Annotated in this window: 19 protein-coding genes and 1 pseudogene; 14 read left to right on the top strand and 6 right to left on the bottom strand. The window is 67.4% G+C overall.

Annotated elements, in window-relative coordinates; genetic code table 11:
• Positions 1–5 precede the first annotated feature (5 nt).
• Positions 6–1211, top strand: coding sequence for a sensor histidine kinase (locus tag AU192_RS04650; protein WP_064394626.1), 1206 nt, complete (start codon positions 6–8; stop codon positions 1209–1211).
• Here AU192_RS04650 and AU192_RS04645 read toward each other — a convergent pair.
• Positions 1201–2340 carry an acyl-CoA dehydrogenase family protein gene (locus tag AU192_RS04645; RefSeq protein WP_064394625.1) on the bottom strand — a complete coding sequence of 380 codons (1140 nt, stop codon included), beginning with the start codon at positions 2338–2340 and terminating at the stop codon, positions 1201–1203. The two genes, AU192_RS04650 and AU192_RS04645, sit on opposite strands and share 11 nt — an antisense overlap.
• A gap of 69 nt (positions 2341–2409) precedes the next feature.
• Complete coding sequence (locus AU192_RS04640; RefSeq protein ID WP_198957199.1) at positions 2410–3306, bottom strand: DUF4436 domain-containing protein; 897 nt, start codon at positions 3304–3306, stop codon at positions 2410–2412.
• Positions 3307–3420: 114 nt separating this feature from the next.
• Here AU192_RS04640 and AU192_RS04635 point away from each other — a divergent pair, with 114 nt between their 5' ends.
• The 4 genes from AU192_RS04635 (at position 3421) to AU192_RS04620 (ending at position 6999) form a co-directional block, all read left to right on the top strand.
• The gene (locus AU192_RS04635) at positions 3421–4536 is read left to right on the top strand and encodes a Re/Si-specific NAD(P)(+) transhydrogenase subunit alpha (RefSeq protein WP_064394623.1); all 1116 of its coding nucleotides are present in this window, start codon (positions 3421–3423) and stop codon (positions 4534–4536) included.
• A complete protein-coding gene (locus tag AU192_RS04630; RefSeq protein ID WP_064394622.1) occupies positions 4536–4874 on the top strand; it encodes an NAD(P) transhydrogenase subunit alpha part 2 in 339 nt (112 codons plus the stop codon). Before AU192_RS04635 ends, AU192_RS04630 begins: the two co-directional genes overlap by 1 nt.
• A complete protein-coding gene (locus AU192_RS04625; RefSeq protein ID WP_064394621.1) occupies positions 4871–6304 on the top strand; it encodes an NAD(P)(+) transhydrogenase (Re/Si-specific) subunit beta in 1434 nt (477 codons plus the stop codon). Before AU192_RS04630 ends, AU192_RS04625 begins: the two co-directional genes overlap by 4 nt.
• A gap of 167 nt (positions 6305–6471) precedes the next feature.
• The gene (locus AU192_RS04620) at positions 6472–6999 is read left to right on the top strand and encodes a DUF2231 domain-containing protein (RefSeq protein ID WP_064394620.1); all 528 of its coding nucleotides are present in this window, start codon (positions 6472–6474) and stop codon (positions 6997–6999) included.
• Here AU192_RS04620 and AU192_RS25770 read toward each other — a convergent pair.
• A pseudogene (locus AU192_RS25770) lies at positions 6996–7136 on the bottom strand (CAP domain-containing protein); the annotation flags it as partial. The gene AU192_RS04620 and the pseudogene AU192_RS25770 sit on opposite strands and share 4 nt — an antisense overlap.
• Before the next feature lie 108 nt (positions 7137–7244).
• Between AU192_RS25770 and AU192_RS04615 the strand changes: the two are divergent.
• Together AU192_RS04615 and AU192_RS04610 are read left to right on the top strand one after the other, a co-directional pair.
• Complete coding sequence (locus AU192_RS04615) at positions 7245–7928, top strand: TetR/AcrR family transcriptional regulator (protein WP_064394619.1); 684 nt, start codon at positions 7245–7247, stop codon at positions 7926–7928.
• A complete protein-coding gene (locus AU192_RS04610) occupies positions 7925–9721 on the top strand; it encodes an acyl-CoA dehydrogenase (protein WP_064394618.1) in 1797 nt (598 codons plus the stop codon). The genes AU192_RS04615 and AU192_RS04610 overlap by 4 nt, the downstream gene beginning before the upstream one ends.
• Before the next feature lie 3 nt (positions 9722–9724).
• Here AU192_RS04610 and AU192_RS04605 read toward each other — a convergent pair whose 3' ends face one another.
• Complete coding sequence (locus tag AU192_RS04605; protein WP_064394617.1) at positions 9725–10831, bottom strand: alcohol dehydrogenase catalytic domain-containing protein; 1107 nt, start codon at positions 10829–10831, stop codon at positions 9725–9727.
• A gap of 93 nt (positions 10832–10924) precedes the next feature.
• On the opposite strand from AU192_RS04605, the gene AU192_RS04600 reads away from it, so the two are divergent.
• The 4 genes from AU192_RS04600 (at position 10925) to AU192_RS04580 (ending at position 13985) form a co-directional block, all read left to right on the top strand.
• A complete protein-coding gene (locus AU192_RS04600; protein WP_064394616.1) occupies positions 10925–11968 on the top strand; it encodes an alpha/beta fold hydrolase in 1044 nt (347 codons plus the stop codon).
• 80 nt (positions 11969–12048) lie between these two features.
• Complete coding sequence (locus AU192_RS04595; protein WP_120275432.1) at positions 12049–12756, top strand: class I SAM-dependent methyltransferase; 708 nt, start codon at positions 12049–12051, stop codon at positions 12754–12756.
• Between the two features lie 325 nt (positions 12757–13081).
• Entirely contained in the window at positions 13082–13528 is a 447-nt protein-coding gene (locus AU192_RS04585; RefSeq protein WP_064394613.1) for an acyl-CoA thioesterase, read from the top strand.
• Positions 13529–13544: 16 nt separating this feature from the next.
• The gene (locus tag AU192_RS04580) at positions 13545–13985 is read left to right on the top strand and encodes an SRPBCC family protein (RefSeq protein WP_064394612.1); all 441 of its coding nucleotides are present in this window, start codon (positions 13545–13547) and stop codon (positions 13983–13985) included.
• 10 nt (positions 13986–13995) lie between these two features.
• On the opposite strand, the gene AU192_RS04575 is transcribed toward AU192_RS04580, so the two are convergent.
• Together AU192_RS04575 and AU192_RS04570 are read right to left on the bottom strand one after the other, a co-directional pair.
• Positions 13996–14334 carry a hypothetical protein gene (locus AU192_RS04575; RefSeq protein WP_064394611.1) on the bottom strand — a complete coding sequence of 113 codons (339 nt, stop codon included), beginning with the start codon at positions 14332–14334 and terminating at the stop codon, positions 13996–13998.
• Between the two features lie 238 nt (positions 14335–14572).
• Positions 14573–15265: a GntR family transcriptional regulator gene (locus AU192_RS04570; protein WP_064394610.1), complete on the bottom strand. Its 693-nt coding sequence runs from the start codon at positions 15263–15265 to the stop codon at positions 14573–14575.
• Between the two features lie 150 nt (positions 15266–15415).
• Between AU192_RS04570 and fadD5 the strand changes: the two genes are divergently transcribed.
• The 3 genes from fadD5 (at position 15416) to AU192_RS04555 (ending at position 18952) form a co-directional block, all read left to right on the top strand.
• Entirely contained in the window at positions 15416–17071 is a 1656-nt protein-coding gene (gene fadD5 / locus AU192_RS04565) for a fatty-acid--CoA ligase FadD5 (protein WP_423202668.1), read from the top strand.
• 212 nt (positions 17072–17283) lie between these two features.
• On the top strand, positions 17284–18081 hold the full coding sequence (locus AU192_RS04560) for an MlaE family ABC transporter permease (RefSeq protein ID WP_064394608.1): 798 nt from the start codon (positions 17284–17286) through the stop codon (positions 18079–18081).
• Between the two features lies 1 nt (position 18082).
• A complete protein-coding gene (locus AU192_RS04555) occupies positions 18083–18952 on the top strand; it encodes an MlaE family ABC transporter permease (RefSeq protein ID WP_064394607.1) in 870 nt (289 codons plus the stop codon).
• Positions 18953–18984: the final 32 nt, after the last annotated feature.

Genomic DNA, 18984 nt, shown 5'->3' with positions numbered 1-18984 from the left:
CCGTCGTGCTGAACCGGATCGCGAGCTTCTTCGCCGCGGAGCCCGTGCGCGTTTCCGCGGTCCTGCGGCTACCGCTGCTCGCGCTGATCGGGGTGCTGGTGGTGATCTGGGAGGTCGACCACTGGCTTCCCGGGCTGTACGCGGTGGTGCTCGGGATATGGGCGGTCGCGGCCGTGCTGTGGCTCGTCGCGGTGTTGCGCGGCCCGGTGCCCTGGTGGGCAGGCTGGGCGTCCACCGGCGTGGACGTCCTGATGATCCTGGTGCTGTGCCTGGTCTCCGGTGGCGCCACCGCCGCGCTGCTCCCCGTCTTTTTCCTGCTGCCCATCGCGGTCGCGTTCCAGGACCGGCCCATGCTGACCGCGCTGCTCGGAATCGGCACGGCGACGGCCTATCTCGGGGCATGGGTGGTGTACTCGAAACGCGACGACTCGGTCGGGTTGCCGAATGTCGTCTACACCCACTTCGGCTTCCTGCTGTGGGGTGCGGTGGCGATGACGGCACTGTGCGTCGTGCTGGTCCGTCGCCAGGCGCGGGTGGCGAAGCTGCAGGCGGTGCGGCGCCAACTGGTCTCCGAGGCGATGCAGGCCGACGAGCGCCACAACCGGGAGGTCGCCGAGAACCTGCACGACGGACCACTGCAGACACTGCTCGCGGCGCGTCTGGACCTCGACGAACTTCAGGAGAACAACGACGATCCCGCGCTGGAGGCGCTTCGCGACGCGTTGCAACAGACCGCCGCGGCGCTGCGTTCGACGGTGACCCAACTGCATCCACAGGTGCTGGCTCAACTGGGCCTCACCCCGGCGCTACGAGAGCTGTTGCGCCAGTTTGAATCTCGGACTCACTATGAGATCGAGGCGGACCTCGACGACGTCGGCAAGCCCGAATCGCAGCAGTTGCTCCACCGGGCGGCCCGCGAACTGCTGGCCAACATCCACAAGCACGCCGACGCGACGATGGTGCGGGTGGGGCTCTCGCGCGAAGACGACCGGGTCGTGCTGACGGTCTCCGACGACGGCAAGGGGTTCGACCCGGCGATCATCGAGCAGTACGTCGCCGACGGTCATATCGGACTGGGCTCGCTGCTGGCCCGGTTCGACGCCATGGGCGGGTCGCTGGAGGTGAGTTCGGAGGAAGGGCATGGCACACGGGTCACGGTCACCTCGCCGCCCGAACCGTCGCTCGGTGAACCGGCCGAGATCAGGACGTGAGGCCGCGGGCGATGACGAGGCGCTGAATCTGGTTGGTGCCCTCGAAGATCTGGGTGATCTTCGCTTCCCGCATGTAGCGCTCGACGCGGTAGTCGCGGGTGTAACCGGCACCGCCGAACACCTGCACCGCGTCGGTGGTCACCTTCATCGCGGCGTCGGTGGCGATCAGCTTGGCGACGCTGGCCTGCTGTGAGTACGGCCGGCCTTGGTCGCGTCGACGCGCCGCGTCCAGGTACGTAGCCCGCGCACTGGCGACCGCGGCGGCCATGTCGGCCACCAGGAAGCCGAGCCCCTGATGGTCGATGATCTTGCGCCCGAACGTCGTTCGCTCGTTGGCGTAGGCGACGGCCTCGTCGAGCGCGGCCTGGGCCAGCCCGGTGGCGACCGCGGCGATGCCCAACCGCCCGGAATCCAGTGCGGAGAAAGCGATCTGCAGGCCTTGGCCCTCGGCTCCGATCAGCCGGTCGGCGTCGATGTGGGCGTCGGAGTAGAACGCCGACGTGGTCGGGATCGCGTGCAGGCCCATTTTCTCCTCGGGCTTTCCGAAGCTCAGCCCGGGCAGGCCGCCGGGTACCAGGAAGCACGAAATGCCCTTCGAGCCTTCGCCCGTGCGCGCGAACAACGTGTAGAAATCGGCACGCCCGCCGTGGGTGATCCAGGACTTGGAGCCGTTGATGACATAGCCGTCTTCGGCTTTGGCCGCCGCGCAGCGCAGCGCCGCGGCATCCGAACCGGCCTGTGGCTCCGACAGGCTGTAGGCGCCGATCTGCTCACCGGACAGCATGCCGGGCAGCCAGCGCCGCTTCTGCTCGTCGGAGCCGAACATCAACAGCGGATGTGACGACAGGCTGTGCACGCTGACCGCCACCGCGACAGCCGCCCACCGAGCCGCCAGCTCCTCGAGGACCTGCAGGTAGACCTCGTAGGGTTGGCCACCGCCGCCCCACTCCTCGGGCTGGGGCAGGCTCAGCAGTCCGGCCGCACCCAGTTGCGCCATCACGCCTTCGGGATAGCGCTCGGCCTTCTCGTGGTCGTCGACGATCGGGTCGAGCACCTTGTCGGCGATGTCGCGCGTCAGCGCGATCAGATCATCGGCGTCCGGGGTGGGCAGCAGCCGGTCGACAGCCATCCGATGGCCTCCCGTGGTTGTACTGGTCGAGACCACCATAGGCGGGCCCGGCCGGCGGCCACCGCGCCGTCAGTCGCTGCGTCGCCACCAGGCGGCGAAGTACAGCACCATCGCCCCGGTCAACGCGAGCAGCACCCACAGCACGAGGATCTGGTCGATCCACGCGCCCGGCGGCGGCGCGCCGGGCATGAAGTTGCGGATGGGGATGATCGCGAACAGCGATGCGGCGTACCACGTGCCGAAGGGCGGGAGGAAGTTGCGCCGCCCACGCAGCATCTCGATCGATACGAAGAGAGCCAGCGCGGGCAGGGTGATCAACACCAGGCACAGGCCCACATCGAAGGCGAGCGGTCCCTTCGCCCGCTTCAACGTCAGCGTCTCGTAGTCGCCGTCGTCAGCCGACTGGGTGGCCGGCCCGCTTCGCGTGCTGGTGATGTCCCACCCGTCGAGTCCGCCGGTCACCACCACCCGGGCGGGCTCGAACGTGCGGTCGTCACCGCTTCCGACGATGATGTCGGCCCCCAGAGCGCCGACCGTGTACGAGTCGAAGGGCCACTTGTCCGGGTCGCCCTTCGCGGACAGCGTGGCGTTGATCTGGGCAGGCAACTGCCCCTTCGGCGTCTGCAGGTCTTCGATGTCGATGTTGATCTCGTTGATGAACAGCCGCACCGCGATATCGGTGTTGACCACGTTGAGGTCGTCGTTCATGTGGTTGTCCGACGGGAAGACCACGACCTTGACGTCGATCTGGTTGGCGACCGTGTGCAGTTCCGACAGGGTGACCTGGACGATGTTGTCGCCGCTGTCGCCGAGGTCGGGAGGACCCAAGGAGACGGGCTCACCGGAGAGATAGTGATAACCCACGAGCGACGCGATGTAGACGACCAGGATGATCAGCACCGTGGCGATGTCGGCCAGCCGTGCGCGTCGGCGATTGCGGGACTTCGGCGACGAGTCTTCCGGCACCTTCGGGATGCTAGTTCGCGCGGGCACCGTTTCCGGTGCGCCGTGCCGGTGGAAATCCGCGACTGGCCGTACCGATTTAGATGTGACCAGCGGTAGCGGTTAAGGTGTTCCGTCATGACAGAGCAGACGCATGCTGATGTCGCCGGCGGGGCAGCCCCGACGGTCGGGGTGGTACGCGAATCAGAAGCCGACGAGCGCCGCGTCGCACTGGTGCCGAAGGCCGTCGCGTCGCTGGTGAAGAGTGGTGTGGCCGTCGTCGTGGAATCCGGCGCGGGCGAGCGGGCCCTTCTGCCCGACGACCTCTACACCGCAGCGGGCGCGACGATCGGTGACGCATGGAGCACCGACGTCGTGGTCAAAGTTGCGCCGCCGACCGCCGAAGAGGTCGCCAAGCTCACGAGCGGGCAGACCCTGATCGGTTTCCTCGCCCCACGCAACGACGACAACCAGATCGCCGCCCTGAAGGCCGCAGGTGTGCAGGCCTTCGCCGTCGAGGCGATCCCGCGCATCTCGCGCGCCCAGGTGATGGACGCGCTGTCGTCACAGGCCAACGTCGCGGGCTACAAGGCCGTGCTGCTGGCGGCTTCGGAGTCGACGCGGTTCTTCCCGATGCTCACCACGGCCGCAGGCACCGTGAAACCGGCCTCGGTGCTGGTGCTCGGTGTCGGCGTGGCGGGTCTGCAGGCGCTGGCCACCGCCAAGCGGCTCGGCGCACGCACCACCGGCTACGACGTGCGTCCCGAGGTGGCCGATCAGGTCCGCTCGGTCGGCGCGCAGTGGCTCGAGCTCGGCATCGAGGCGGCCGGGGAGGGCGGCTACGCCCGCCAGCTGTCCGACGAGGAACGCGCGCAACAGCAGAAGGAACTGGAGCAGGCGATCACCGGCTTCGACGTCGTGATCACCACCGCGCTGGTGCCCGGCAGGCCGGCGCCCCGACTGGTGACCGCCACCGCGGTCGAGGGGATGAAGCCGGGCAGCGTGGTCGTCGACCTCGCCGGCGAGACGGGCGGCAACTGCGAGCTCACCGAGCCGGGGCAGACCGTGGTCCGCCACGGCGTCACGATCGCCGCACCGCTGAACCTTCCGGCCACCATGCCCGAACACGCCAGCGAGCTGTACTCGAAGAACCTGACCTCGCTGCTGGAGCTCCTGATCAGCGACGGCAAGCTCATGCCCGATTTCGATGACGAGGTGGTGGCGGCCTCCTGCGTCACCCGGGGAGAAAACTGATGTACGACAACCTGCTGGCCAATCTCGCGATCCTGGTGCTCGCCGGGTTCGTCGGGTTCGCCGTGATCTCCAAGGTGCCCAACACCTTGCACACACCGCTGATGTCGGGCACCAACGCCATCCACGGCATCGTGGTGCTCGGTGCGCTGATCGTGCTGGGTGATCTGCCCGCAGACGCGCCATGGGGTGTGCGGACGATCGCGTTCGTGGCGCTGATCTTCGGCACCCTCAACGTGATCGGCGGCTTCCTGGTCACCGACCGGATGCTGGGGATGTTCAAAGGGCGGAGGCCCGCCCAGAACACCGAGCCCAAAGCTGTTGAGGCGGCTGACAAGTGAACTATCTCGTCACCGTCCTCTATATCGTCGCGTTCTCCCTGTTCATCCTCGGCCTGTCCGGGCTGACCGGGCCCAAGACCGCGGTGCGGGGCAACTGGATCGCCGCGACCGGTATGGCCATCGCCGTGATCGCCACGCTGATCAAGGTGCGCGACACCGCGCCGATCAACTGGGTGCTGATCGCGGCCGGATTGGCGCTCGGTGTGATTCTCGGTGTGCCACCGGCCAAGAAGACCAAGATGACCGCGATGCCGCAGTTGGTGGCGCTGTTCAACGGCGTCGGCGGCGGCACGGTCGCGTTGATCGCGTGGGCGGAGTTCATCGAGACCGACGGCTTTGCGCATTTCACGCCCGACCAGCATCCGACGGTGGCGTTGGTGGCGGGGTCGCTGCTGGCCGCGATCATCGGATCGGTGTCGTTCTGGGGTTCGCTGGTGGCGTTCCTCAAACTGCAGGAGTCGATCCCCAAAAACGTCGAGAAGCGACTTGTCGCTTCCGCGAAGGTGTTCCAGGCCGCCAATGTGGTGCTGCTGCTCGGTGCGACCGCCGCCGCGATCTACATCGGGCTCAACGCCGGCACGGGTAGCCCCGGGTGGGCAATCGCGTTGGTCCTGGTGTTCGCCGGCCTGATGGGCCTGTTCGTGGTGTTCCCGATCGGCGGTGCGGACATGCCGGTCGTCATCTCGTTGCTCAACGCGCTGACTGGATTGTCCGCGGCCGCAGCGGGTCTGGCGCTGGACAACACCGCGATGATCGTCGCGGGCATGATCGTCGGCGCATCGGGTTCGATCCTGACCAACCTGATGGCCGTGGCGATGAACCGGTCGATCCCGGCGATCGTGTTCGGCTCCTTCGGCGGCGGCGCCGAGGCGGTGGCCGGGCCGGGCGGCGACCAAGGCACGGTCAAGACCACCTCGGCCGCGGACGCCGCGATCCAGATGGCCTACGCCAACCAGGTGATCGTCGTCCCGGGTTACGGCCTGGCCGTCGCGCAGGCCCAGCACACCGTCAAAGAGATGGCCGACCTGTTGGAAAGCAAAGGCGTCGAGGTGAAGTACGCCATCCATCCCGTCGCGGGCCGTATGCCCGGGCACATGAACGTGCTGCTGGCCGAGGCCGATGTCGAGTACGACTCGATGAAGGAGATGGACGACGTCAACGGCGAATTCGGCCGCACCGACGTCACTTTGGTCATCGGCGCCAACGACGTCACCAATCCGGCCGCGCGTAACGACCCGTCGAGCCCGATTCACGGTATGCCGATCCTCAACGTCGACGAGTCGCGGTCGGTGATCGTGCTCAAGCGGTCGATGAACGCGGGCTACGCGGGTATCGAGAACCCGCTGTTCTTCCTCGACCAGACCTCGATGCTGTTCGGCGACGCCAAGAAGTCGGTCACCTCGGTGATCGAGGAACTCAAGGCGCTCTAGCGCCACCTGCGAGCCGTAAGCTCAAGCGGGTGACGGAGCGACGTTCGCCGGTCGAGGTCCTGCTGGCCCGTGCGGGCGGCCTCGCGATCCGCACGGCGCTGCGCACGCTGCCACGCGCTGCCTGACAGCGGGCGATTCAGCCGGCGCCGGTCGGGTAACCGGACGGCATGGACATGCACGCGCTTCTTCAGATGCCCGAATCGGCCGACTCACTCGACGCGGTCGCGGACCGGACGGCCGATGCCGTCGACCGGATGCTCGGTGACGGCGCGTTGGCACGGGGACTCCGCGGCTCGTGGCTGGGTCACCCCACACATCCGCTGATGGTCACCCTGCCGATCGGCGCGTGGATGTCGTCGATGGTGCTGGATCTGGTGTTCAAGGACCGCGACGCCGCGCGGCAGCTGATCGCGATCGGGTTGGCCGCGACACCGCCCGCGGTGCTGGCCGGGCTGGCGGAGTTCCCCACGCTCGGGAAGCGGCAGAGGCGGGTCGGGCTTTTGCACGCGGCGGGCAACACCGTCGCGGCAGTGTCGTTCTGGGTGGCCTATCGGAAGTACAAGCGCGGGAAGGTGGGTGCGGCGCGCGCGTTCAGCGTCCTCGGGTTGACCGCGGTCTCAGTGGGCGGCGCGCTCGGCGGACATCTGTCCTACGCCCAGGGCGCGGGCGTGCACCGCTGGCAGTTGACGGGTTAAACCGGCGGATAGGCCGGTGGCGGGTAAACCCCGCGGAGAATCCAGGCGAACCAGTTGATGCCGTATTCCAGCTCGTCGCTCGCGTCATAGTCCGGATTCGGATCCATGGGGTCACCTCTCGAGTACGGGCCGGTTATGAACGAAGTCTAGACCCGCCCTGCGGTCGGCGACACCCCCAACACCTACACTTCCAACCAGTTGATTGACCCCCGGACGACGTTCCGGCCTGCATATAGTGAGTCGCCATGCCCTCTGTGGACGCCGCCACCCCGAACGGGAGGACCCGTCGCGACGAGTTGTTGGCCGTCGCGACCAAGCTCTTCGCCGCGCGCGGCTACCACGGCACCCGGATGGACGACGTCGCCGACGCGGTCGGCCTGAACAAGGCGACCGTCTACCACTACTACGCCAGCAAGTCGCTGATCCTCTACGACATCTACAAGGGTGCCGCCGACTTCACCGTCGATGCGCTGCACGACGACCCGTCGGCGTCCGCGCGCGAAACGATCTACCACTTCACCCGCCGGTTGCTCGTCGGCATCGCCAGCGACATCGAACGCGCCGCCGTCTACTTCCAGGAGGGCCCCTACATCGGCGAGTGGTTCACCGAAGACCAGGTGGCCTATATCCGGGAGAAGGAGACGCAGGTCTACGAACACGTCCGCGACGTCATCGATCGTGGCATCGCCAGCGGCGAGTTCTACGACTGCGATTCGCACGTCCTCGCGCTCGGCTACATCGGCATGACACTGGGCGCCTACCGCTGGCTGCGGCCGCACGGCAGGCGCACCGCACAGGAGATCGCGGTCGAGTTCAGCACGGCGCTGCTGCGCGGTCTGATCCGTGACGAGACCGTGCGCACCGAGTCGCCGCTGGGCATCGAGGTCGACGCGTTGCCCGGGGAACCCGACACCGCGACCGCACCGTGAAATCGCTTCTGCTGTCCCGCCGTGACCTTGAATTCCTGCTCTACGAGTGGCTGTCGGTCGAGGAGTTGACCGAGCGCGAGCGGTTCGCCGAACACTCGCGCGAGACCTTCGACGCGGTGCTCGACTTGTGCGAGCAATTGGCGACGCGGTACTTCGCGCCGCACAACAAGAAGAGCGACGCCAACGAGCCCACCTTCGACGGCGAGAAGGTGACCGTCATCCCCGAGGTCAAGGAGGCCTGGGATGCGTTCGCCGAGGCCGACCTCATCGCGATGTCGATGGAACACCGTCTCGGCGGCGCGCAGCTGCCCGCGGCCGTGGCGCAGGCCGCGTTCGCCTGGTTCTCGGCGGCCAACCTGAGTACGACGGGCTATCTGATGTTGACGATGGCCAACGCCAACCTGCTGGCCCGCTTCGGCACCGACGAGCAGGTCGAGGAGTTCGTCAAACCGATGCTGGCCGGGCGGTTCTCGGGCACCATGGCGTTGTCGGAGACCCAGGCGGGTTCGTCGCTGGCCGACATCGTCACCCGCGCCGAACCGGCCGACGACGGCACCCACCGGCTGTTCGGATCGAAGATGTGGATCTCGGGCGCCGAACACGAACTGACCGACAACATCGTCAACCTGGTGCTCGCCAAGATCCCCGGCGGCCCACCGGGAACCAAGGGCATCTCGTTGTTCATCGTGCCCAAGTACCTGCCCGGCGCCGACGGTGCGATCGGTGAACGCAACGACGTCGTGCTGGCCGGGCTGAACCACAAGATGGGTCAACGTGGCATCACGAACACGGTGCTCAACCTCGGCGAGGGCGCGTACACACCCGGCGGGAAATCCGGCGCGGTCGGATACCTCGTCGGTGAGCCGCACCGCGGGATCGCCTACATGTTCACGATGATGAACGAGGCGCGCCTCGGCGTCGGGATGGGTGCGGTGGCGCTCGGTTACACCGGCTATCTCAAGTCGGTTCAATACGCCCGCGAGCGCCCACAGGGGCGACCGGTCAGCGACAAGGACCCGTCGACGCCCCAGGTGCCGATCATCGAGCACGCCGATGTCAAGCGGATGCTGTTGGCCCAGAAGGCCTATGCCGAAGGCGGGTTGGCGTTGCTGCTGTACTGCGCCAAGCTCGTGGACCTCCAGCACAGCGCGGCCTCCGGTGAGGAGCGCAACAGCACCACGTTGCTGCTCGAGATGCTGACACCGGTCGGCAAGAGTTGGCCCTCGCAATGGTGTCTGGAGGCCAACAGCCTGGCGATTCAGGTGCACGGCGGCTACGGCTACACCCGCGAATACGACGTCGAACAGCACTACCGCGACAACCGGCTCAACCCGATCCACGAAGGGACACACGGCATCCAGAGCCTGGACCTGTTGGGCCGCAAGGTCCCTGCGCGCGGAGGTGCCGGGCTGGCGGCGCTGGGTGCGGCCATCGGGGCGACGGTGACCGAGGCCGGTCCGCTCGGCGGTCGGATCGCCGAACACGCAAGCCTGTTGGACGCCGCATGGCAGCGCCTGGCCGCCGTCACTGCCGAGATGTTCGGCTCCGGCGACGTCGAGGCCGCGATGGCCAACAGCGTGATCTACCTCGAGGCGTTCGGCCACATCGTCGTGGCCTGGATGTGGCTGCAGCAGGAGATCGCCGCGCACGGCCGCAGCGGGGAGTTCTATGACGGCAAGCGCCAAGCCGCCCGCTACTTCTTCCGGTACGAACTGCCCAAGACCGCACCGCAACTCGACCTGCTCGCCAGCCTCGACCGCACGACGCTGGAGATGCGCGACGGCTGGTTCTGACGCCTAGTCGAACCGGATGACCTGGCGTACCGCCCGGCCATCGGCCAGTTCGTCCATGCCGGAATTGATTTCGTCGAGCGTGATCGTCGACGACACCAGCGACTCGACCGGCAACCGTCCCGCACGCCACAGGCCGACGAAGTGGGGGATCTCGCGCGAAGGCACCGCCGAACCGAGGTAGCTGCCGATCAGCGAGCGCCCCTCGGCGACAAAACCCAACGGCGACAAGGACACCCGCGCATCGGGTGGAGGCAGGCCGACCGTGACCGTGCGCCCGCCCGCGGCGGTGAGCGCCACCGCGGTTTCCAGGGCGCTCGGATGTCCGACCGCCTCGATCACGACGGCCGCTTTGCACCCCTTGTCCTGAGCATCTTCCGGGGTGTAGGCCTCGTGCACCCCGAGGCCGCGGGCCCGCTCGAGTTTGTCGGGCAGTTGGTCGATGCCGACCACACGGACGTCGTCGGCAGCCAGTGCGGTGAGCACCGCGGCCATCCCGACACCGCCGAGGCCGACGACGGCCACGGTGTCGCCCGCTCGCGGTCGGCCGGCGTTGATCACCGCACCGCCCCCGGTCAGCACCGCGCAGCCCAGTAGCGACGCCACCGCCGCGGGCACGTCGTCGGGCACCGGCACGACCGAACGGCGGTCGACGACCGCGTGGGTTGCGAAACCGGAGACGCCGAGATGGTGATGGACCGGCTCGCCGTCGCGCGACAACCGGCGCTCACCGGTCATCAGCGTGCCCGCCCCGTTGGCCGCCGAACCCGGCTCGCAGGGCGTGAGACCGTCGGTCGCACACGCCGGACACTCACCGCACCGGGGCAGGAACGTCATCACCACGCGGGCGCCGACCTCCAGGTCGGAGCCGCCTGCGCCGATCTCCTCGACGACCCCGGCCGCCTCATGGCCGAGAAGCATGGGCACGGGCCGCACACGGTTGCCGTCGACCACCGACAGGTCGGAGTGACACAGACCCGCGGCCTCCACCCGCACCAGCAGTTCCCCAGGGCCGGGCGTGGCGAGGTCGAGTTCGCCGACCGCCAAGGGTTTCGACTCCGCATACGGCCTCGGCAGGCCGATCTGTTGGAGTACGGCGCCGCGGATTCTCATCTCTACAGCTTGCCGTCCCGTCGGTGGCGCCGACAATCCGCTTGCGTGGTCAAGGCGGCAATCCCCCGACCGGGTTCGCATTACGCTGCTGACGTGCTGGAAAGGTCCGAGATTCGGTTCCTGCCCGTCGGCGGACGCCGCATCGCGTACGAGGTGCGCGGCAGCGGCCCTCCGCTGATCGCTCCGGCGTGGTGGGTCAGCCACCTCGAACTCGACTGGCAGAACCCCGACTTCCGTCGATTCTGGGAGGGAATCGCCGACGGATACACCTTGATCCGCTACGACCGGCTCGGGGTCGGTATGTCCGACCGCACGCTGCAGGACTCCGATCTGAGTCTCGACGACGAGGTCGCGACGCTGCGCTCGCTCGCCGACGAGCTGGGACTCGAACGCGTTTCGCTCATCGGCGGCTCGTCGGGGAGTTGCACGGCAGTGGCGTTTGCCGCGGCATTCCCCGAGCGTCTAGAGCGGTTGGTGTTGTACGGGTCATATGCGGACGGAACGGAACTCACGACGCCGGGTGTCGGTGGAGCGATATTGGCTGCGATACAAGCACATTGGGGTCTGGGGTCGCGCCTTCTCGGCGACATCTTCCTCGGCAGGGCCGACGCCGACGAGCACGAGCGTTTCGCCCGGCTACAGCGTGAGGCGGCGACGGCCGAAACCGCCGCCGCCGTGTTGGCTCTCGTCTACCGCCTCGACGTTCGTGACCATCTCGAGCGCGTCCGCGCCCCAACACTGGTGGTGCATCGCAGAGACGACCGTGCCGTGCCGTACCGGCTCGGGCGCGAGGTCGCGGCCGCGATTCCGGGCGCCCGATTCATTCCGCTGACAGGAGACGCGCACTTCCCGTGGCACGGTGATGCCGACGCGGTCGTTCGTGCGTGCCGCGAAGCGCTGGCGGCGACGCCGCAGAGGTCATCGCGTCACGCGAATGGCGAGGAGCACGTCCTGTCGTCGCGCGAGCATGAAATTCTGGCGTGTATCGCGCGAGGTCTCAGTGATCGCGAAATCGCCGAAGACCTTGTGCTGAGCCCGCACACCGTGCACCGGCACGTCGCGAACATCCGCCGCAAGCTGGGCCGCACCTCACGAACCGCCGCCGTCGCCGAAGCCGCGCGACGGGGACTCCTGTGAGATAGCCGAAAAGGGCCATCTGCGAAAGATGGCCGCATCGGGCGATGCGCGTGCCCCGCGCCCACTCCTACGTTTACGCCATGACCGAAATCGTCGATGTGAAGGCGAGCAGCGAACCGGGCGCAAAGCCGCAATCGGCTGCGTGGCTGCGGATCTTCGCTCTCGCGTACGACCCCTTGCTGTGGCTGGGTGAGATCGCAGGCATGCGCCGCAGGCGCGCCGCGCTGCTGGCCGATGCCTACGGTCGTGTCGTCGAGATCGGCGCCGGCACGGGGTTGAACGTCGCGCACTATCCAGAGGCGGTCACGGAGCTGGTGCTCACCGAGCCCGAGCCGGGAATGCGCAAGAAGCTCTCGCGTCGGGTACGCCAATGCGGGTCTGCCACACGGATTGTCGACGCTACAGCAGAGCGGCTGCCACTTGCCGACGCGTCGGTGGACACGGTCGTCTCGACGCTCGCCCTGTGCACGGTCGACGAGCCCGAACGTGCACTGCGCGAGATCGCTCGTGTGCTCCGGCCCGGCGGGCAGCTGCTGTTCATCGAGCATGTGCGCGCAAGCTCGCGGCTGCTGGCGGCGTGCCAGGACAAACTCGTCGAACCGTGGCGCCACTTCGCAGCAGGCTGCCGTTGCAACCGCGACACCGTCGGGCGCCTGCGCGCCTGCGGCTACACGGTCGCGGCCCAGAACGTCGTTTGGCGCGGTATGCCGGCGATCGTCCACCCGCTCGCCATCGGACGTGCAACGCGCACCGTCACTGCATCGGTCGAGCATGAGTCCGAAGGGTAAGCATGAAAATCCGTGGAATCGAAGGAATGTCGATAGCGGCAGTCGCATTGTCGTGCACGTTGGTCGGAATCGGTCTCGGCGTCGGCGTCGCCGACGCCAAGCCAATGGAACGCGAACATCAAAGATATTGCGCCAAAATAGTCAAGGATTACGAAACGACCGCGCGGATCTATCGGGACTACCACAAGAGGTACGGTCCCAACGACGCGCTAACCATCCAGGCTTCCAGTAACTACTCCCGCGCAGCCGAGGCTTACGCGAGCTCACCCTGCTAACGAGCGGGGCGACAGGCGGCGGTCTCCAGCTTGACTGAGACACTTCCGTCATGACCGATCGCGCGCAGGTGCCGACCGCAGCCGACTTCCCCGTGCACTGGCCGGTGACCACCAGGTGGGCCGACAACGACATGTTCGGACACCTCAACAACGCGGTGTACTACGCGTTGTTCGACTCGGCGATCAACGGCTGGATCAACACGAGTCTCGGGATCGACCCGCTGACCGTGCCATGGCTGGGCGTGGTCGCGGAATCGGGATGCCGGTACCTGGCCGAACTGCGGTTCCCGGATCCGCTGACCGTCGGCCTGGCGGTCACCCGGCTCGGCACCAGCAGCGTCACCTACCAACTGGGGCTGTGGCAACACGACGGCCCGACCGCGGCGGTCGGGCACTGGGTGCACGTCTATGTGGACCGGGACGGCCGGCGGCCGGTGCCGATCCCGGCGTCGATCCGCGAGCTGCTGGAAAAGGCGCGCTTCGACCATCAGGAGTAGTCGATATGCTCGTCGGATGCCGCTCGTGAGCAAAACCGTCGAGGTGGCGGCCTCCGCCGAGGCGATCATGGGAATCGTCGCCGACTTCGAGGCCTACCCCCAGTGGAACGAAGAAATCAAAGGGTGCTGGGTGCTGGCCCGGTACGACGACGGGCGGCCCAGTCAGTTACGTCTCGACGTCGTCGTGCAGGGGCAGGCGGGCACGTTCATCACCGCGGTCTACTACCCGGGCGAGAACCAGATCTTCACGGTGCTGCAGCAGGGCGATCATTTCGACAAGCAGGAGCAGAAGTTCTCGGTGGTTCCGATGGGCCCCACCTCGCTGCTGACCGTCGACCTCGACGTCGAGACCAAGCTGCCCATCCCGAAGCCGATGGTGAAGAAGGCGATCGGGGACACGCTGGACTACCTGGCCGACAACCTCAAGGCTCGCGCCGAACAGCTGGCCTCGACGTAGGGGCGGTCCGTCAGTCGGGCAGCGCATCCAGCCACTTTTCGAAGTCGCGGCCCGCGAGCATGTCGGCTTCGGCCCGCAGGTCGAGCTCCCGCTTGCGAATCCGGTCTGCGGTTGAGCGCGGGGTGTCACCCGGGCCGTAAAGTCCGCGCCGCAGCCGCCGCACCCGGCCGTGTGCCATCTCCCAGCGCAAGGCGTCGGAGACCCACTTGGGGGCCGGTCCGGGGAGTGCGAAGTTGTAGTAGTCGAGTGCGTCGATCAAGTCGGGAATCGTCGTGGGGCCGTGCTGGGACAGATGGAACGTCAGCACGTACCGCAGTTCGACGCCGTAGATGTGTCGCTTCCTGGTCATGGCGACGAATGTGCCGCGGGCATCCGACAGTTCCCGTCCACCGCGTCACATCATCCACAGGCGGCCCCACGCGATCCCCAGGCGGCCCCAGGCGTCGCTGCCGACCATTCGGGAAGGTGCCCACCTCGCAGCGAAAAAGTCGCTGGCAGCGAATTATTCGCTGATAGCCGGGCACCGGTCCAGGTGGTCGGGCAGCGGGTCGGTTTCAAACGGGTGCCGGCGCGAAGCGCCGCTAGCCTCAGCCCCACAACCCCGTCTCGTCGAGGCGCGCGATCAGCCGCTGGGCCCCGTCGGTGAACTCGCCGGCAGTCAGCGCGACGGCGGTGTCGACGTCGCGTCGGCGCAGCGCCGCGATGAGCTCGCGGTGGATCGCCACCGCCGAACCCCCCCACTGCGGGTCGCCCGCGTAGATCTGCCCGGGCAGATAGCGCGCGACGTGCAGAAGGAACCAGGCCAGCTTGATCCGGCCGGTCGACCGGTTGAACGCGCGGTGGAACGCGAACTCCGCGGCGGCGATCTCGGCGATGTCGTGGCGGGTGACCGTGGCTTCGAGCTCGTCGTTGAGCCGGTCCAACTCGTCGATCTCGTCGGTGGTGATGCGTTCGGTGGCGGTGGCCGCGAGCTCCCGCGCGATCGTCGCCTGCAGCCAGAAGATGTCCTCGACGTCGGCGCGGGTCAGTGGCACCACCACGTGGCCGCGGTGCGGTTCGAGCTGCACCATGCCCTCACCGCGCAGCGTGCGCAGCGCCTCGCGCACCGGGGTGATGCTCACCCCGAGCGCCGCGGCGGTCTCGTCGAGCCTGATGAAGGTGCCCGGCCGCAGCACACCGGTCATGATGTCGGCGCGCAGACGCGCCGCGACCTCGTCGGACAGTTGTTCACGCCGCACTCCCCGCGGCGGCCTGGGAAGCCGGGCGGTGGGTGCGTTCACTGTGTTCTCCGGTGCGTTCTGGCCATCAACGACGAGGAAATGACGGGGTCTTGTACCCGAGCGGCCGAGGCCATAGTGTGACCGGGGCAACACCATGTTTGATCAAATGTCAAACGCGCGCAACCCCGAGATCCGATGGAGCAGCAGCAGGTGAGTTCCCTTCCCCCGCCGGACCCCGACCCCACTACACAGCCGTACCTCGCCCGCAGGCAGAACTGGACGAACCAGCTGGCCCGCCATGCGCTGATGCAGCCCGACGCCACCGCTTTGCGCCACCTCGGCAAGACCACGACCTGGCGTGAGCTCGACGAGCGGGTGAACGCGCTGGCCGGCGCATTGAGCCGCCGCGGGGTGAGCTTCGGCGACCGGGTGCTGATCCTGATGCTCAACCGCACCGAGTACGTCGAGGCGTTCCTCGCGGTCAACAAGCTCGGAGCGGTTGCGGTACCGGTCAACTTCCGCATGACCCCGCCCGAGATCGCGTACCTGGTCAGTGACTGCCAAGCCACGGTCGTCATCACCGAGGCGGTACTGGCCACCGTCGCCACCGCGGTCCGCGACATCGACTCGACGCTGACCACCGTCATCGTGGCCGGCGGCGCCACCGAAAACGACGTGATCGGCTACGACGACCTGATCGCCGAGCCCGGTGAGCCGGCGACGGTCGTCGACATCCCCAACGACTCCCCTGCGCTGATCATGTACACCTCCGGCACGACGGGCCGGCCCAAAGGCGCGGTGCTCACCCACACCAACATCGCCGGCCAGGCGCTGACGTTCCTGTTCACCAACGGCGCCGACATCAACAACGACGTCGGGTTCATCGGCGTGCCCATGTTCCACATCGCCGGCATCGGCAACATGATCCCCGGCCTGCTGCTGGGCCGACCGACGGTCATCTATCCGCTGGGCGCCTTCAATCCCGATGAGCTGCTCGACGTCCTCGAAGCCGAGCAGGTGACCGGGATCTTCCTCGTGCCCGCACAGTGGCAGGCGGTGTGCGCCGCGCAGAAGTCACGGCCGCGTCAGCTGCGGCTGCGGGTGTTGTCCTGGGGCGCCGCGCCGGCGTCGGACACCCTGCTGCGCCAGATGGCCGAGACATTCCCCGGCACCCAGATCCTGGCCGCGTTCGGGCAGACGGAGATGTCGCCGGTGACGTGCATGTTGTTGGGCGAGGACGCGATCCGCAAACTCGGATCGGTCGGCAAGGTGATCCCCACTGTCGCGGCGCGTGTGGTCGACGAGGACATGAACGATGTGCCGATCGGTCAGGTCGGCGAGATCGTCTACCGCGCACCGACTCTCATGGCCGGCTACTGGAACAACCCCCAGGCCACCGCCGAAGCGTTTGCTGGCGGGTGGTTTCACTCCGGCGATCTCGTGCGCCAGGACGAGGAGGGTTACGTCTGGGTGGTCGACCGCAAGAAGGACATGATCATCTCCGGCGGAGAGAACATCTACTGCGCCGAAGTCGAGAACGCGCTCGCCGCCCACCCGGCGATCGCGGAGGTCGCCGTCATCGGGCGCCCGGACGAGAAATGGGGCGAGGTCCCCGTCGCGGTCGTCGCCCTCGGCGCGGCCGAGCAGACCGATCTTGACCTGCGCGAGCTCGACGCGTTCCTCGACGAACGGCTCGCCAGGTACAAGCATCCGAAAGCCGTCGAGGTCGTTGATGCGTTGCCGCGCAACCCCGCCGGCAAAGTCCTGAAAACCGAACTGCGCGCGCGGTTTGGGGCCGACAGGCCGGTTGACGCCGCTGAAAGTAGCTCGGAGGGAACGGTTTCTGCTGCGCCACAGCCGAATTAGAGAACGGAATCGGGTTTGCTAACGGTTACGGGCACAATCCGCCCGATGCCCTGCACGGCGGGAATCGCATCGGGTACATTCCTGTGGTCTGTCTTACTACCGACTGGTAGCGAGACGGGGATAACAACGATCAGGTCGGGGCAAGGAGGGGTCGTGCGACAGGGGCTGCCGGTGCACCGCGACAGTCGCCGTTGCGCCACGGGAGCACACTGGTGACGGCGTCGACCGGCGTTGTCGGTTACGTACGCGATCAGGTCAGACCCGGCCTGGAGGCGGTCGGCGGCTTCGTGCGCATGTGCGTTCTCGTCGGTAAAGCACTGTTCAAGCCGCCGTTCCAGTGGCGCGAGTTCATCCTGCAGAGCTGGTTTTTGATGCGGGTGGCGTTCCTGCCGACGCTGGCGGTGTCCATCCCGCTGACCGTGCTGCTGATCTTCACGCTCAACATTCTCTTGGCCGAGTTCGGCGCCGCCGACGTCTCCGGTGCGGGGGCGGCGATCGGCGCCGTCACGCAGCTCGGCCCACTGGTGACGGTGCTCGTGGTCGCCGGGGCGGGCTCGACCGCCATCTGCGCGGACCTGGGAGCGCGCACCATCCGCGAGGAGATCGACGCGCTCGAGGTGCTCGGGATCGACCCGATTCACCGGCTGGTGGTGCCCCGCGTGGTCGCCTCCACCTTCGTCGCCTTGTTGCTCAACGGCGCGGTGATCACGGTCGGTCTGGTCGGCGGTTTCATCTTCGGCGTCTACCTGCAGAACGTCTCGGCGGGCGCGTACGTCTCGACGCTGACCCTGATCACCGGCCTGCCCGAGGTCGTCATCTCGATCGTGAAGGCCATGACGTTCGGCCTGATCGCCGGCCTGGTCGGCTGCTACCGCGGCCTGACGGTCGCCGGTGGCGCGAAGGGCGTCGGCACCGCGGTCAACGAGACCCTGGTGCTCTGCGTCATCGCGCTGTTCGCGGTCAACGTGGTCCTGACCACGATCGGTGTCCGGTTCGGAACAGGGAGCTGACGTGTCGACGACAACGGTCCTGCGTTCTCGGTTTCCGCGGGGGTTCAGCCGTGCCCAAAGCGTCGCCAGTGCACCGGCGCGGTTCCTCGACAGCGTCGGGCACGTCGCGTGGTTCGTCATCACCTCTGTCGGGTCGATCGGCCACGCACTGCGCTACTACCGCAAGGAGACACTGCGCCTGATCGCCGAGATCGGCATGGGCACGGGCGCGATGGCCGTGATCGGCGGCACGGTCGCGATCGTCGGCTTCGTGACCTTGTCCGGTTCGTCGCTGGTCGCGATCCAGGGCTTCGCCTCGCTGGGCAACATCGGTGTCGAGGCGTTCACCGGCTTCTTCGCCGCATTGATCAACGTGCGTATCGCCGCTCCGGTCGTCGCGGGTCAGGCGCTGGCCGCCACGGTGGGCGCGGGCGCGACCGCCGAGCTGGGCGCCATGCGCATCAGCGAGGAGATCGACGCGCTCGAGGTGATGGGCATCAAGTCGATCTCGTATCTGGTGTCGACGCGGATCATGGCGGGCTTCATCGTGATCATCCCGCTGTACGCGATGGCGATCATCATGAGCTTTTTGTCCGCCCAGGTGACCACGACCATCTTCTACGGCCAGTCGATCGGCACATACGAGCACTACTTCCGAACGTTCCTGCGTCCCGACGACGTCTTCTGGTCGTTCATCCAGGCAGTGATCATTTCGGTCATCGTGATGCTCAACCACTGCTATTACGGCTACTTCGCCAGCGGCGGCCCAGTGGGCGTCGGCGAGGCCGTCGGTCGCTCGATGCGCGCCTCGCTGGTGGCGATCGTCTGCGTGGTCCTGTTCGCCTCGTTGGCGCTCTACGGCGTCGACCCGAACTTCAACCTGACGGTGTAGGCCATGACCCCCCCCCTCAACAACCCCCGCAC

Source organism: Mycobacterium lehmannii (genome assembly GCF_001499925.1).
GTDB lineage: Bacteria > Actinomycetota > Actinomycetes > Mycobacteriales > Mycobacteriaceae > Mycobacterium > Mycobacterium lehmannii.
The sequence above is the reverse complement of the archived record's forward strand: the minus strand, read 5'-3'. Positions and strand labels throughout refer to the sequence as shown.